Raw genomic sequence first — 12,335 nt, forward strand, 5'->3', positions numbered from 1 at the left:
CCGCTCTACAAGGAGCGGCTTTTCCTATTCCTGCATATGCTTGTGAGACAGCAGGTCGTTATTTCGGCAGTCGGATATCCGTCAGCGGCCAATAGACGGCCTCTGCACGACCTACTACGTGGTCGAGCTTGACGGGGCCGATGACGCGGCTGTCCATGCTGTTGTTGCGATTGTCTCCCATCACGAACACACTGCCTTCCGGGATCGTAATCGGAGCGAAGTCTTCCGTCAACACCACTCCGGCAGCTGATGCTTGCAGCTTGTTGTTGGTCAAATACTCTTCGCTGAGCGGTTGCCCGTTGATGTACACCTGATCGTTTTTGGCCTCGACGGTATCTCCGGCTACGGCAATGACACGTTTGATCCAGTTATCGCCGCTCGCATCCGGATGGATGATGACGATATCGCCTGGCTTAGGCTCCTTGAGATAATAGATCGCCTTGTTGACGATGACACGTTCACGGTCGTGCAGCGTGCTCTCCATCGAGCGTCCTTGAACGACGTAGGGAGCCATGACAAACACGTAGATGAAGGCAGTCAAACCACCAATCAAGGCAAACGATTTTAACCAGTCGAGCAATTCTGTTTTCCATTTCGCTGAGCTTTTGGCTTGTTCCATCGACTTGATCTCCTATGTACATGGTTTCTTGGCAACGGATTGCCGTGGACAAAAGGGCGTCCAGTAGACGAGACTGCTCCTTTATTATACATGCAATACGAATGGATACGAAATAAGATTCAAGGAAATAAATGCCTGCTTGCCAGGAGAAAAGTTGCTGTCACGATTTTGCCATCTTCGCCTATTGTCAGTTTTTCCTGTTTGAGGTAAGATGATGTTGCAGATAAGTTTTACAGTAAAAATATTAAATAGTAAACACTTTGTCTCGGCTCATACATATCTTTCGCGGAAAGAAATAATTTTGGAAGGTCTATTGATCTTCATGTACTTTGCCTATATAGTTTTATAGTAAAAGTACTTATATTATTTACTTTCTGAAAATAGGTGATGTTGTGAGCGACATGTCCCGCGCCAGTAAAATCGAGGAACTGGATCGAGCATTTGTCGAGATGGCCCGCTTCTTTATCAGCCATTGGCTGGAAGAGGAAGGGTTGATTAGTCCCAAGCAGTTTATCTTGCTACGCGTGCTTCATCAAAAAGGGCGAAGTACGGTTTCTGAACTGGCGACCATACTCAAGCAGTCCAACAGTGCAACCACGATTGCTCTCAATCGGCTGGTGAAAGTCGGTTACATCGATCGGGTTCGTGACGAGCTGGATCGAAGAGTCGTCTGGGTGACGCTGTCGCAAAAAGCGATTCCGATGCTGGAAGGACTTTTGTGCCAGAGAAGGGCACTGGTTGCGAAACTGCTAGAAAACCTGAGCGATGAAGAAGTCGAGCAATTCACGTACTTCTTGCGCAAAATGAAGCAATGCATGTAGCACTGTCAAGCGGGTAGCAGGTCAGGGGCATTTCGGGAGACAATGTGTGTACTAGGAGAATGGAGTGTACACATATGAGAAAAAGCAGCACACTGATGATGGGTACTTTGGTTTTGGGAGCAGCATTGTTTGCACAAGGAGCTTGTGCCGAGGAAGCTTCCGTGAATACAACAGAAGCTTCTACTACGACTGCGGCACCAGCAGCTGAAACAACAGCGGCACCAACTACGACAGCACCAGTGGTTAACCAGACGCAAGCAGGAGCACCTGTTCAAGGCGCATGGGTTAAGCTTCCAGGTGAAGACGAGTATGTTTTTGTGAGCGGAACATTCGTTCCTTCGGCAAACTCCGCATCCGGCTGGGTACTCATGCCGAACGAAGATCAATTTGTTGCGACAAACAATTACCAAATCGTGCAATCGCCTAACAGCGGCTGGGCTTTCATGCCAGTAGAAGACCAGTTCGTTACAAAAAACAGCTTCCAAGTCGTGCAAGCACCAAACTCCGGCTGGGCTGCGCTGCCGAATGAAGATCAATTCGTCATTCTCGGTGACAAAACACCAGTATTCTCTCCTTCAGCTGGCTGGGCTGCTGCTCCAAAAGAAGATGAGAGTGTTACAATCGGACGCAACGCAACACAAGATATCACAAACAGAACTGGCTGGAGCCCAATGGTTCCTGCATCTGACAGCGACAAGTAAATCACTCGATAAAAAGACGCTTCGCCTACTTGGGCAAGGCGTCTTTTCTCATCTTTTTCCCGCGATGGCTAAATCAGGCGGGGCTCGCGCACACTATACCGATGAAAAAAGCGGAAGGAGCAGATGAAAGATGAGAGAAGAACGCAAGCAAGCACCGAGCGGGCAAATCACGCAGGCAGGGAACATGGACGCAACGCTGTATCAGGTGGACGAAGAGGACGCAGAGGGATTGGCGACTACGCAAGAATTGCTGAGCGACATTTACAAAATGGGGACGATCGAGGACAGAGGCACAGCGCAATAATAAGGAAGAGTGATGACAGCAACAAGCCAGCATGCTCGGTAGACGAAGGCTGGCTTGTTGTTGTGTGTATTTGATAAAATAAATTTTATTGACTTGTCGAGATTTATCAGCAAAAATACAATTGGAATCAGAAAATTTAAAAAGGGTGTGTCACGCATGAGAGACTCTCGCTTGGAGCAATTGGCCTACAACTTGGTTAACTATTCCGTTCGTGTACAACCAGGAGAAAATGTCCTGATCAATGCCAAAGGAAAAACGCCTGAACTGGTAGCGGCCCTGGTTCGTGAGATTTACAAGGCAGGAGGCAGCCCGCACGTTCAGCTGATCGATCCGGCTGTCAGCCGTGAGATCGCCATGAATTGCAACGAAGAGCAATTAAAAGCAATGGCGGCACACGAAGTAGCTCTGATGGAAAAAATGCAAGGCTACATCGGCATCCGCGCAGCCGACAACATCAACGAAATGGCAGATGTGCCGGGCGACAAGCTGGGCATGTACTCCCGCCTGTACGAGCTGCCGGTGATGAACGTTCGCGTACCAAAGACAAAATGGGTCGTGCTTCGCTATCCGAACCCGTCTATGGCCCAATTGGCGAACATGTCTACGGCTGCATTTGAAGACTTTTACTTCCAGGTGTGCAATCTGGACTACGCAAAAATGGACAAGGCGATGGACAGCCTCGTTGACTTGATGAACCGGACAGATGAAGTTCGTCTGGTAGGACCGGAAACAGACCTGACTTTCTCCATCAAAGACATCCCTGCGGTCAAATGTGCAGGACTGCGCAACATTCCTGACGGCGAAGTGTATACGGCTCCGGTGAAAAACTCGGTGAACGGAACCATTACCCACAATGCGCCTACACCGTACCACGGCTTCACTTTTGAAAATGTTCGCCTGACCTTCCGGGATGGCAAAATCGTGGAAGCAACCGCAAACGACAGCCAAAGACTGAACGAAATTCTCGATACAGACGAAGGCGCTCGTTATATCGGCGAGTTTGCCATCGGGGTCAATCCTTTCATTCGCAATCCGATGAAAGACATCTTGTTTGACGAAAAAATCGACGGAAGCTTCCACTTCACGCCAGGGCAATGTTACGACGAGGCGTACAACGGAAACAAGTCTTCTGTACACTGGGACATGGTTTCCATCCAACGCCCGGAATGGGGCGGGGGAGAAATCTGGTTTGATGGCGTCCTGATCCGTAAAGATGGCCGATTCGTCATCCCGGAACTGGAGTGCCTCAATCCGGAGAACTTGAAGTAAGCCTGGACGCTATCTTTTACTTGTCATATTGGCGCAATCTCTCTTGCGCCAACTGCATGTCCATCTCAAGCTGGAAGAGCATGTGCAGATTGCTGGTAGGCATGATCGTGCGCCGGGCCGAATGATAGAGAGTAGGCTTTAGCGATTTGATAATCGTCATGATCTCCACCATGGGCGGGATGACTTGCTTGATTCGGAGCAGGCTCTGCAAGTAACGGAGAAACTTTTGGATGCTGGCAGCGTCATCCTGATTGGGCAAAGTCTCAATCAAGGTACAGAAGTCGCGAACAATCATTCGTTTTGTGTCCAGAGGCTCCACTATATTAGTACGATTCACGATGGCTCCACCTCTCGGGTATGGGTAACGTTTTTCTTTTCTATTCCTCGATTTGCCCATAAGTAAACATGAAAATAGGAAAAAAGTCTGTGGTTTTTGCCATAGACTTTTTTTCATAGTTATTTTTCACTTTCATAAACGACCTTTTCTTCCAGCGGTATTCTTACGCGCAACAGCAGCCAGGCGTTGAATATCGTGAAGACAATGGCTGTGGTCGCGGCAGAAAACGTCAGCGGCAGGGTGATCAGCTCAACTGCGACTACGAGGTAGTTCGTATGGCGCATGACACGGTAAGGGCCTCGCCGGATCGGCTGTTCACCCGGTATGACGAGGATTCGCGTGTTCCAGCGTTTGCCCAGACTGCGTATGCACCAGTAGCGCAGCAGCTGAGCGGCCAAGAACAAGCCGAAACTATACGCCCACCAAGCGGGAAGGACAGCGGTAGGATTCGTGGAGGCGACTTCGGCTATGAGACTTGCGAAAAACAGCACATGGAAAAGCACGATGTACTTGTAATGTCCGGCTCCGATCTCCACGCCGCCGATGGAGCGAACGTAGCGGGCGTTGCGCGCGGCGAGCAGCAGTTCGCCCATGCGTTGCAGACAGACAGCAGCGATCACCAACGAAAAGAACAGCATCTCATCTACCTCGCTTCCAACAGGAGCAGTTCGGAGCTGAACCCAGGCCCAAGCGCAGCTACCAAGCCGCGATCGCCACGGTTCCACGGCTGCTCCATGCTTTTTTCCAGAACAAACAGCACAGTCGGGGATGACATGTTGCCAAAATGGCTCAGCACCTCCTCGGAGTGGCGGGTTGCAGCAGCGTCGATGCCAAGGGAGGATTGATAGGCGTCGATCACTTTTGCACCGCCTGGGTGAAAAATAAAATGGCGCAAGTGCTCCACTGTCGTTTGATGCGGCGTCAGGAAACGGTCGACATTTTCGCGCATGTACGTCTGAATCAGCGTGGGAATGTCGCGGGAAAAGATCACCTTCAGCCCCGGCTCGGTCAGCTCCCAGCCCATGACGTCAAGGGTGTCCGGCCACGTTGTCGTGCGAGCGTCGCAAAACTGTATGCTCGGTGCAGAAGCGCCTTTTGAGACAGGGACGCTGTCGCCGCTAACCACGACAGCGGCTGCTCCATCACCGAACAGGCAAGTGGCAACGAGGTTGCTTTTGGACAAATCTTGCCGGATAAAGGTCAGCCCGCACAGCTCCACGCTGATGAGCAGCACTCTGCGCCGAGGATAGGCGCCTGTGTATTCGCAGGAACGGGACAAGCCCATCGCTCCTCCGGCACAGCCCAATCCCCACAGGGGAATCCTGGTAATGTCGGAGCGCAGCCCCAGGCTGTTGACCAAGCGCGAATCGATGCTGGGCGTAGAAATCCCTGTGCTCGATACGAATACGAGGCAATCGATATCGGTCGGTTCCAGCCCGGCTTTTTGCAAGCATTTTCGTGCTGCTTCAAGCGACAAAGCTTCTGCATGCTGGATGTACAGCTGATTTTTTTCCGCGAAAGGCCGATCGTCGGAAAACCAATCCATTGGCATGCAAAAATGCCGTTTCTGGATGTTGCTATGGGCAAATACGTGAAGCAGCCGATCGATATCAGGAAAAGCATCCTGGAAAAAATGCCGGGCCAGCTGCATGGAATCTTCCTGGGTAATCTCATGAGGGGGAACGGCTGTCGAAACCGCATCGATACGGGGCATACGCTTTTCTCACTCCCGTTTGTCAGTTTGTGGCAATACAAATAGGCTTCCCCTTCCAATTGATCCCAATTCATCGTTTTCGAAACGATGCAGCCGATAGCATTTGCCAGAAATGAAACGAGGAACGCTGGTTTGTTTTCGCAATCATAATTCACCTGAACACACAACTGGGCAAAGGAAAAAGCCAGCATGCTGACGAGTGACACCTCGCCTTTCGCATCTGGCTTTTTGCGTAATCAGATTCGATGTTATTGGGATAGCGACTGCCCGCTTTCCGCATGCTCGGCAAGCGTCGCTTTTTTGACAAAACGGTATTGAAAAAGTCCGCCGATGAACAGGAGCAGCCCGAGAATCGAGAACCAGAACGCACCGCCGATTCCTCTGAAAGCGACGGCTCCGACAGAAGGGCCGATCGTTCCGGTAATCCCCCAGTTTGCCCCGAAGATGGCGAAGTAACGGCCGCGGTACTCCTCGGGGGCCATCACGGAAATCGCTTTCTGAATTTGCGGCCCGTACAGCATCTCGCCGATGGTGAACAAAATTTCCGCGAGCACGAGGATGAGGAAGCCAGGTGCCCAGCCATAGCCAAACCCGACACAGGCCAAAAACAGGTAAGCCACGAGAATGACCCGATGCGCAGGGAAGCGCTCCGCGAACTTGGCAATCGCGATTTGGCAACAGACGACCAGCACGCCATTGATCGTCATCAGGGTGGCAAAGACATTGAGAAAGTCCGTGTACTGTGTCCGCAAATGCTGAGGCAAAATGATTTCTACCTGAGAGTACAGAAGCGAGACAGGGATGGCGGCAAGCGTCATCCAGAAGAGCGCCGGATGCTCGGAAAGCTTGAGGCGAGGGCCTTGAGCGGTTTTGGCGGACTGTTTCGCCTGCGCTCTGATGTGATCTGGCAGTGTCTCAGGAATCTTCAAGAAGATGAGCAGACTGTAGACGAACAGCGTACAGGAACAGAGGCCAAAGGCGATGGCCGGATTGATTTTGTAAATGGCGACGCCGATGAGCGGGCCAGCCGCAGCGCCGAGATTGAGGGCTGTGTGCAAAAGGGCGAAAACTTCGCTGCGCTTTTCCTCAGGGACGACATCCGTAATTTGCGCGCTGGCAGCAGGCCAAAACAGCGAAGCGCCGACTCCGTTCAGGACGGTCAGGGCGGCAAACGTAAAAATCGACTCGGCCCAGATGTATCCAGCCATCGAGATCGCTTCGATCAGCAAAGCGGCGATCATCAGCGGCTTTCGGCCGTAGCGGTCGGAGAGACTCCCGGCGAAATAACCGGAGACGATGCTCGTCAACGGCTGCAGACTGGTGACCATAGCAGCCACGAGCAGATTCCCGTCCATCTTGTCATACAGATAGAAGGCGAGGAATGGGCGAAGCATAAAGCCTGCAAAAGTCGTAAGAATGGTCCCGATGACACGAATCCAGATGGTGGTGTCGTAGCGGGCAAGAATGTGATGAAACCAGGCCATGCAATTCATTCCCCCTGATCGATCAAGTTTATTTTGTAAGTATAGCGTACCCGTTAAGCGAAAAAAAAGAGGGTTGAGATAAATAGGAAAATTCCGACAAAACAAGTATAATTCACTTAATTCAGATAGATGAACATGAGATTTAGCAGATTGGTTCTTGAACAGTGACATAAACATAGGTAAAATATTCCTAACAATAAGGACAAAGGACCCATTTCTGATTGTTTCGGTGGGTCTTATGTAACGTATTGCTACATTGGATGGACCGGAGGTGGAGTGTGCCTTGGACTCACGCTGGATTGGCATGGGTGTGTCCTGTCTGATTATCATGATTTGGCTCTTTGTATGTGGGTTGCCTACGGAACTGTCGACGGTGTCATTCGTCGCCTTGGCCGCTATGATCCAGATCGCAGCTGGGTACAGGTTGGGAACATACGTAAATCGTCTGCGCCAAATGGCCTATCACGACTCGCTTACAGGCGTGTTGGTCAATCGCAGGTTTTTGGACAAGTTGATCCGCGAGATCAAGCTGGCGAAAATCCAGCAATATCCCGTTACGCTCTTATTCATCGATTTGGATAACTTTAAAAAATTCAATGATTGCCATGGTCATATGGAAGGGGATCGGTTGCTCTGCCAGTTCGCTGCGATTTTGCAAGCGAGTGTCCGCAGCCAGGACACGGTCGGGCGCTGGGGCGGCGAAGAGTTTGTCGTATTGCTGAAGCATGCGGATACACAGCAAGCGCTGGCAATCGGCGAGCGGATTCAAAACCAGGTCAGACAATCGCTGTCCGGCGTAACGGCAAGCATCGGCGTCGCTTCCTACCCGCATCATGCTGCAACAGCTGAGGAGTTGACACACAAGGCAGACACGTTGATGTACGAGGCCAAAAAACAGAAAGATTGCATGATCGTGGCCACTCATTAAAGATAAAAAAACAATAGATGGCAAGACTAACACCTGTATCCTTTTTGGGGGGACAGGTGTTTTTATGAGCAATTGTAAAGGAGGTTTACAAAAACTTAATATTATTTTAAAGAAAAATCTACACACTTGCCCTTGAATTTAAATTTACGTCAACAATAACTTTCGATATAATCGTTTAGGTGTGATTTATCCAAAGGAGTGAAGAAGGACCGTATGTTGAAATCTAACAAGTATATCTTCTTTGATCTGTTTGAACAGCAGATTGCCACGGTGCACAAAGGGACTCATCTTTTTTATGAAATGATAGGCAACTATCAGGATGTAGAAGCCAAGGTTAAGGCAATCAAAGCTGTTGAAAAAGAAGGGGATGAAATCGTTCGCCGAATCATGAACGAGTTGAATTCTACCTTTATCACTCCACTTGAGCGGGAAGACATTCACCAGCTCGCTCATACAATGGACTCGATGATCGATTACATTGACGGGGTTGCCGATCGCATGTACCTCTATCAGGTTCGCCAGCCAGAGCCTCGCGTTTTGGCGCAAGCAAACATCTTGGTGAAATGCTCCGCGAAGCTGATCGAACTCATCCGCACCTTGCGCAAGCTCGATCATCAAGTCGTCTCGAAAATTGCTAGAGAAATCAAAGACCTGGAGCACGAATCCGACTCGAATTACCGCAAAATGGTGTCCGATCTGCTGAACTCGCCAGATGCGAATCCGATCGAAGCAATCAAGCTCAAGGAAATTTACGACAAGCTGGAAGACTGTGCCGATTTTGCCGAGGACGTTTCGAACCTGGTGGAAGGGATCGTGTTAAAGAATGCTTGATCTTTCGCCAGAGGTGATCATTCTCGTTCTTGTCGTCATCATGGCGCTTAGCTTTGACTTCATCAACGGTTTTCACGACACGGCCAACGCTATTGCAACCTCTGTATCGACCCGAGCTTTGAGCCCGCGTACAGCGATTGTGATCGCCTCGCTATTCAACCTGCTCGGCGCCTTGACGTATACGGGTGTAGCGAAGACGATCGGGGGAAAAATTACGGACCCGTTCAAGCTGGAAAATGGACTGGTTGTCGTTTTGGCCGCTTTGACAGCAGCGATCTTGTGGAATTTGATCACTTGGTGGTTCGGTATCCCAAGCTCGTCCTCGCATGCCATCATCGGTGGCGTTGCTGGTGCTGCGGTTGGCGCATCCGGCTTTGGCTCCATCAACATGGAAGGCTTCATTGAGATCGTCAAAGCATTGATCATTTCGCCAATCGTCGCTTTTGTTATCGGTTTTATTGTGATCAAAATCGTATCTGCTCTCGTGGCAAATACGGCCTATCATAAAACAAATCGCAGCTTCCGAATGCTGCAAGTCTTGTCCGCTTCCTGGCAGTCATTCAGCCACGGAGCCAACGATGCCCAGAAAACAATGGGTGTCATTACACTGGCATTGCTTTCTGGCGGCTTCCTCGTGCAGGAGCCGGGCGAGTTTACCATTCCGTTGTGGGTGAAGCTGTCTGCTGCGCTTGCCATGGCTTTGGGAACATCTTTTGGCGGCTGGCGGATCATCAAGACGATGGGTGGTAAGATTATGAAAATCAAGCCAATCAGTGGCTTTTCCGCCGACCTGTCTTCTGCCTTGATTATCACAATCTTTACTACTTTGAAACTGCCTGTCAGTACGACGCACGTAATCACTTCCTCCATTTTGGGGGTAGGGGCGTCACAAAAGCTGAACGCAGTGAAATGGGGCTTGGCTGGCCGAATCATCGTTACCTGGATCATTACGCTTCCGGTGACGGGTCTTCTCGCAGCTGCCTGTTACGTTGTCTTGGACGTTTTCCTGTAAAGGGAACGATACATGTCAAAAAAGACACCTTTCCTACGATGCCATTTCGTAGCGAGGTGTCTTTTTGCTTATCCAGCCCCGGTCAACCGCTCCCACAAGCTGGCTTTCGGCTTGATTTGCACGAGCCGCACAGCCGAAAAAGGGATGTAGTCGAGCGAGCCGTCCCGTTCCTCGATCAAGATGCCGTTCACGCTGTAATCGTACAGCTTTCCGTCCACATACGAGGCAAGCCCGGGTCCAACCTTGTCAGGTGAAAAATGGATGCGGACGGGCCGATCCAAATACTCTTCCAATAGATTGTCATCCATCTGAAAACCCCTCCTGTTCTCCTAGTTATTTCCTGCATTGCGACAATTCAGACGAGGGAGACGAAAAAAAACCACTCTGCCAGCGAGGCGAGAGTGGTTTTTGCAATTGGTTTGATTGCTATTCCATTGAATTTTGAGAAGGTCTGGACTGCTTGCTTTTGCGAGCGAAGACCAGCATCAGGATGGCGCCGAGAGCGATCAGGCTCAGACTGACCAGCTGGGCGACCCGGAGCGTGTCGGCAATCAGCAGGCTGTCTGTGCGCATTCCTTCAATGAAGAAGCGTCCGATTGAATAAAGGATCATGTAGCTGAACAGCACTTGACCATCGAATTTTTTCAAACGGTAGAGCAGCAGCATCAAAATGCCGAAGACGACAAGATTCCACAGCGATTCATACAAAAAGGTCGGGTGATAATACTGTCCGCCGATAAACATCTGATCGCGGATAAATGCCGGAAATTTCGCCATGAACTCAGCAGAGACCGTCTCTCCGTGTGCTTCCTGGTTGATGAAATTTCCCCAGCGGCCGATAGCTTGCCCCAGAATGACACTGGGCATGAAAATATCAGCCAGGCGAAGGAAGGGCAGATTGTGCTTGCGAATGTAGTACGTCCCCGCCAGAACTCCCCCGATCAGCCCGCCATGGATGGCGAGTCCGCCTTTCCAGACGGCGAAAATATCCATCAGGTTGTCTTTGTACTGCGCCCACTCAAATACAACATAATACAGACGGGCGCACACAATCGCTGCCGGGATGATCAGAACGACCATGTTCAGGACGTGGTCAGGATCGATGCCGGAACGTTTGGAATTGTGCCTCGCGAGGTATGTCCCGAGAAAGAAAGCCAATCCCATAATAATGCCATACCAGTGAATTTTAAGGGGTCCGAGCGATATTGCGATCGGATCAATCATGAAAATGCCTCCTTGCCTGAAAACGTCTGTGCACAGTATAGCACATCTGGGCGGCATGATTCCAACTAGAAGACTAGCGAGCGTGCAAAAAGTCAAGGATGGGATCGAGGGATGCTGGCTTGTCCGGTTGGGAGACGGCGGAAAAGAGATCCCCCAGCTCGCGTAGCCGCTCCGGGACGGTGTGCACGGTGTAAGCGGAGGGATGAGCCTGCGGCAGCTCTTCCCAGCGCAGCGGAGCAGAGACGGTCGCAAGTTTTTTTGCCCGTGTGGAATAAGGCGCAGGAAGTGTCTTGCCCCGCCAATGCTGGAGGTAGTCGATGTACAGCTTGGTGCCGCGGTTTTTGACCATGCGCTCGATAGTCAAAAAAGCGGGATGCTTGCTGACGAGATAGGAAGCGATAAAGTGCCCGACCTGTCTCGTTTGTTCAAACGCATAGCGGCGTTCAATCGGAACGTACACTTGCAGGCCGCTTGCACCGGACGTCTTGACGTAAGCGGGCAGCTTCAGCTCATCGAGCAGTTCTTTTAATAGAAGAGCTGACTCAATCACCACCGAGAAGTCGTCTGTGGATGGATCGAGATCAAACACCAGCTCTGTCGGTGTTTCGTCGGCAGCCAGGTGAAAGGAAACATGCCACTCCAAAGCGGCCTGATTCGCCATCCAGAGCAGCGTGGCTTCATCGTTGCACAACACATAGCGAACGTTTTCCCACGTATGAGTCTTGATCCAGTCAGGCGCATAGTCCGGGATGTTTTTTTGATAAAAATGCTTGGCGTGAATCCCGTGCGGGTAGCGGATCACGGTGAGCAGCCGATCATGGGCGTAGCGGAGCATGTAGGGAGCAACGGTCAGCAAGTAACGCAAGTAATCGAGCTTGGTCACGTTTGCTTCCGGCCAGAGCGGTTTTTCAGGGTTGCTGATGCTGATTGTACGTTCGGCGATGGTCAGCTCGTATTCTTTGGTTGCATAAGCCACGGCGGCACCTTCCTTTGGACGGCAGATGTGCTCCTACTTTCTCCTGATGGTCGATCGGCTATGCAAGCAGCAGGCGCACTGCATATCTTTCCAGCAAATCACCCATAATACGGTT

15 protein-coding genes are annotated in these 12,335 nt (G+C 50.8%); 7 read left to right on the top strand and 8 right to left on the bottom strand.

Going from position 1 to position 12,335, the window contains the following annotated elements; all coding sequences use genetic code 11:
• Positions 1 to 58: 58 nt before the first annotated feature.
• The gene (lepB, locus tag EDM60_RS17560) at positions 59 to 619 is read right to left on the bottom strand and encodes a signal peptidase I (RefSeq protein WP_122965132.1); all 561 of its coding nucleotides are present in this window, start codon (positions 617 to 619) and stop codon (positions 59 to 61) included.
• A 392-nt stretch (positions 620 to 1,011) separates the two neighbouring features.
• On the opposite strand from lepB, the gene EDM60_RS17565 reads away from it, so the two are divergent.
• From EDM60_RS17565 to EDM60_RS17575, 4 genes are all read left to right on the top strand, one after another.
• Positions 1,012 to 1,440: a MarR family winged helix-turn-helix transcriptional regulator gene (locus EDM60_RS17565; RefSeq protein ID WP_122965133.1), complete on the top strand. Its 429-nt coding sequence runs from the start codon at positions 1,012 to 1,014 to the stop codon at positions 1,438 to 1,440.
• A 74-nt stretch (positions 1,441 to 1,514) separates the two neighbouring features.
• A complete protein-coding gene (locus tag EDM60_RS17570; protein ID WP_122965134.1) occupies positions 1,515 to 2,141 on the top strand; it encodes a hypothetical protein in 627 nt (208 codons plus the stop codon).
• Positions 2,142 to 2,271: 130 nt separating this feature from the next.
• On the top strand, positions 2,272 to 2,445 hold the full coding sequence (locus EDM60_RS28720; RefSeq protein WP_167470326.1) for a hypothetical protein: 174 nt from the start codon (positions 2,272 to 2,274) through the stop codon (positions 2,443 to 2,445).
• A 156-nt stretch (positions 2,446 to 2,601) separates the two neighbouring features.
• Complete coding sequence (locus tag EDM60_RS17575; RefSeq protein WP_063229818.1) at positions 2,602 to 3,714, top strand: aminopeptidase; 1,113 nt, start codon at positions 2,602 to 2,604, stop codon at positions 3,712 to 3,714.
• 16 nt (positions 3,715 to 3,730) lie between these two features.
• On the opposite strand, the gene EDM60_RS17580 is transcribed toward EDM60_RS17575, so the two are convergent.
• From EDM60_RS17580 to EDM60_RS17595, 4 genes are all read right to left on the bottom strand, one after another.
• On the bottom strand, positions 3,731 to 4,051 hold the full coding sequence (locus EDM60_RS17580; protein ID WP_122965135.1) for a hypothetical protein: 321 nt from the start codon (positions 4,049 to 4,051) through the stop codon (positions 3,731 to 3,733).
• 119 nt (positions 4,052 to 4,170) lie between these two features.
• Positions 4,171 to 4,689, bottom strand: coding sequence for an isoprenylcysteine carboxyl methyltransferase family protein (locus EDM60_RS17585; RefSeq protein ID WP_122965136.1), 519 nt, complete (start codon positions 4,687 to 4,689; stop codon positions 4,171 to 4,173).
• Positions 4,690 to 4,694: 5 nt separating this feature from the next.
• Positions 4,695 to 5,765 (bottom strand): type III polyketide synthase, encoded by a 1,071-nt coding sequence (locus EDM60_RS17590; protein WP_122965137.1) that lies wholly within the window; start codon positions 5,763 to 5,765, stop codon positions 4,695 to 4,697.
• A gap of 248 nt (positions 5,766 to 6,013) precedes the next feature.
• Positions 6,014 to 7,249, bottom strand: coding sequence for an MDR family MFS transporter (locus EDM60_RS17595; protein WP_122965138.1), 1,236 nt, complete (start codon positions 7,247 to 7,249; stop codon positions 6,014 to 6,016).
• Positions 7,250 to 7,532: 283 nt separating this feature from the next.
• Here EDM60_RS17595 and EDM60_RS17600 point away from each other — a divergent pair, with 283 nt between their 5' ends.
• The 3 genes from EDM60_RS17600 to EDM60_RS17610 all read left to right on the top strand — a co-directional run bounded on the left by EDM60_RS17600 (position 7,533) and on the right by EDM60_RS17610 (position 10,020).
• The gene (locus EDM60_RS17600; RefSeq protein ID WP_122965139.1) at positions 7,533 to 8,177 is read left to right on the top strand and encodes a GGDEF domain-containing protein; all 645 of its coding nucleotides are present in this window, start codon (positions 7,533 to 7,535) and stop codon (positions 8,175 to 8,177) included.
• 213 nt (positions 8,178 to 8,390) lie between these two features.
• A complete protein-coding gene (locus EDM60_RS17605; RefSeq protein ID WP_005836349.1) occupies positions 8,391 to 9,008 on the top strand; it encodes a DUF47 domain-containing protein in 618 nt (205 codons plus the stop codon).
• Positions 9,001 to 10,020: an inorganic phosphate transporter gene (locus EDM60_RS17610; RefSeq protein WP_122965140.1), complete on the top strand. Its 1,020-nt coding sequence runs from the start codon at positions 9,001 to 9,003 to the stop codon at positions 10,018 to 10,020. Before EDM60_RS17605 ends, EDM60_RS17610 begins: the two co-directional genes overlap by 8 nt.
• Positions 10,021 to 10,088: 68 nt before the next feature.
• Here the strand turns inward: EDM60_RS17610 and EDM60_RS17615 are convergent, their stop codons facing one another.
• From EDM60_RS17615 to ligD, 3 genes are all read right to left on the bottom strand, one after another.
• The gene (locus EDM60_RS17615; protein WP_122965141.1) at positions 10,089 to 10,328 is read right to left on the bottom strand and encodes a hypothetical protein; all 240 of its coding nucleotides are present in this window, start codon (positions 10,326 to 10,328) and stop codon (positions 10,089 to 10,091) included.
• 118 nt (positions 10,329 to 10,446) lie between these two features.
• Positions 10,447 to 11,244 (bottom strand): prolipoprotein diacylglyceryl transferase, encoded by a 798-nt coding sequence (lgt, locus tag EDM60_RS17620; RefSeq protein ID WP_122965142.1) that lies wholly within the window; start codon positions 11,242 to 11,244, stop codon positions 10,447 to 10,449.
• A gap of 73 nt (positions 11,245 to 11,317) precedes the next feature.
• The gene (gene ligD, locus EDM60_RS17625; RefSeq protein WP_122965143.1) at positions 11,318 to 12,220 is read right to left on the bottom strand and encodes a non-homologous end-joining DNA ligase; all 903 of its coding nucleotides are present in this window, start codon (positions 12,218 to 12,220) and stop codon (positions 11,318 to 11,320) included.
• Positions 12,221 to 12,335 lie beyond the last annotated feature (115 nt).

Source organism: Brevibacillus parabrevis, assembly GCF_003710905.1.
GTDB lineage: Bacteria > Bacillota > Bacilli > Brevibacillales > Brevibacillaceae > Brevibacillus > Brevibacillus parabrevis.

What these genes read in the sequence shown, in the direction of transcription:
- lepB (WP_122965132.1), bottom strand. Translation starts at nt 619, where the DNA reads ATGGAACAAGCCAAAAGCTCAGCGAAATGGAAAACAGAATTGCTCGAC.
- EDM60_RS17570 (WP_122965134.1), top strand. Translation starts at nt 1,515, where the DNA reads ATGAGAAAAAGCAGCACACTGATGATGGGTACTTTGGTTTTGGGAGCA.
- EDM60_RS28720 (WP_167470326.1), top strand. Translation starts at nt 2,272, where the DNA reads ATGAGAGAAGAACGCAAGCAAGCACCGAGCGGGCAAATCACGCAGGCA.
- EDM60_RS17575 (WP_063229818.1), top strand. Translation starts at nt 2,602, where the DNA reads ATGAGAGACTCTCGCTTGGAGCAATTGGCCTACAACTTGGTTAACTAT.
- EDM60_RS17585 (WP_122965136.1), bottom strand. Translation starts at nt 4,689, where the DNA reads ATGCTGTTCTTTTCGTTGGTGATCGCTGCTGTCTGTCTGCAACGCATG.
- EDM60_RS17590 (WP_122965137.1), bottom strand. Translation starts at nt 5,765, where the DNA reads ATGCCCCGTATCGATGCGGTTTCGACAGCCGTTCCCCCTCATGAGATT.
- EDM60_RS17595 (WP_122965138.1), bottom strand. Translation starts at nt 7,249, where the DNA reads ATGGCCTGGTTTCATCACATTCTTGCCCGCTACGACACCACCATCTGG.
- EDM60_RS17605 (WP_005836349.1), top strand. Translation starts at nt 8,391, where the DNA reads ATGTTGAAATCTAACAAGTATATCTTCTTTGATCTGTTTGAACAGCAG.
- EDM60_RS17610 (WP_122965140.1), top strand. Translation starts at nt 9,001, where the DNA reads ATGCTTGATCTTTCGCCAGAGGTGATCATTCTCGTTCTTGTCGTCATC.
- EDM60_RS17615 (WP_122965141.1), bottom strand. Translation starts at nt 10,328, where the DNA reads ATGGATGACAATCTATTGGAAGAGTATTTGGATCGGCCCGTCCGCATC.
- lgt (WP_122965142.1), bottom strand. Translation starts at nt 11,244, where the DNA reads ATGATTGATCCGATCGCAATATCGCTCGGACCCCTTAAAATTCACTGG.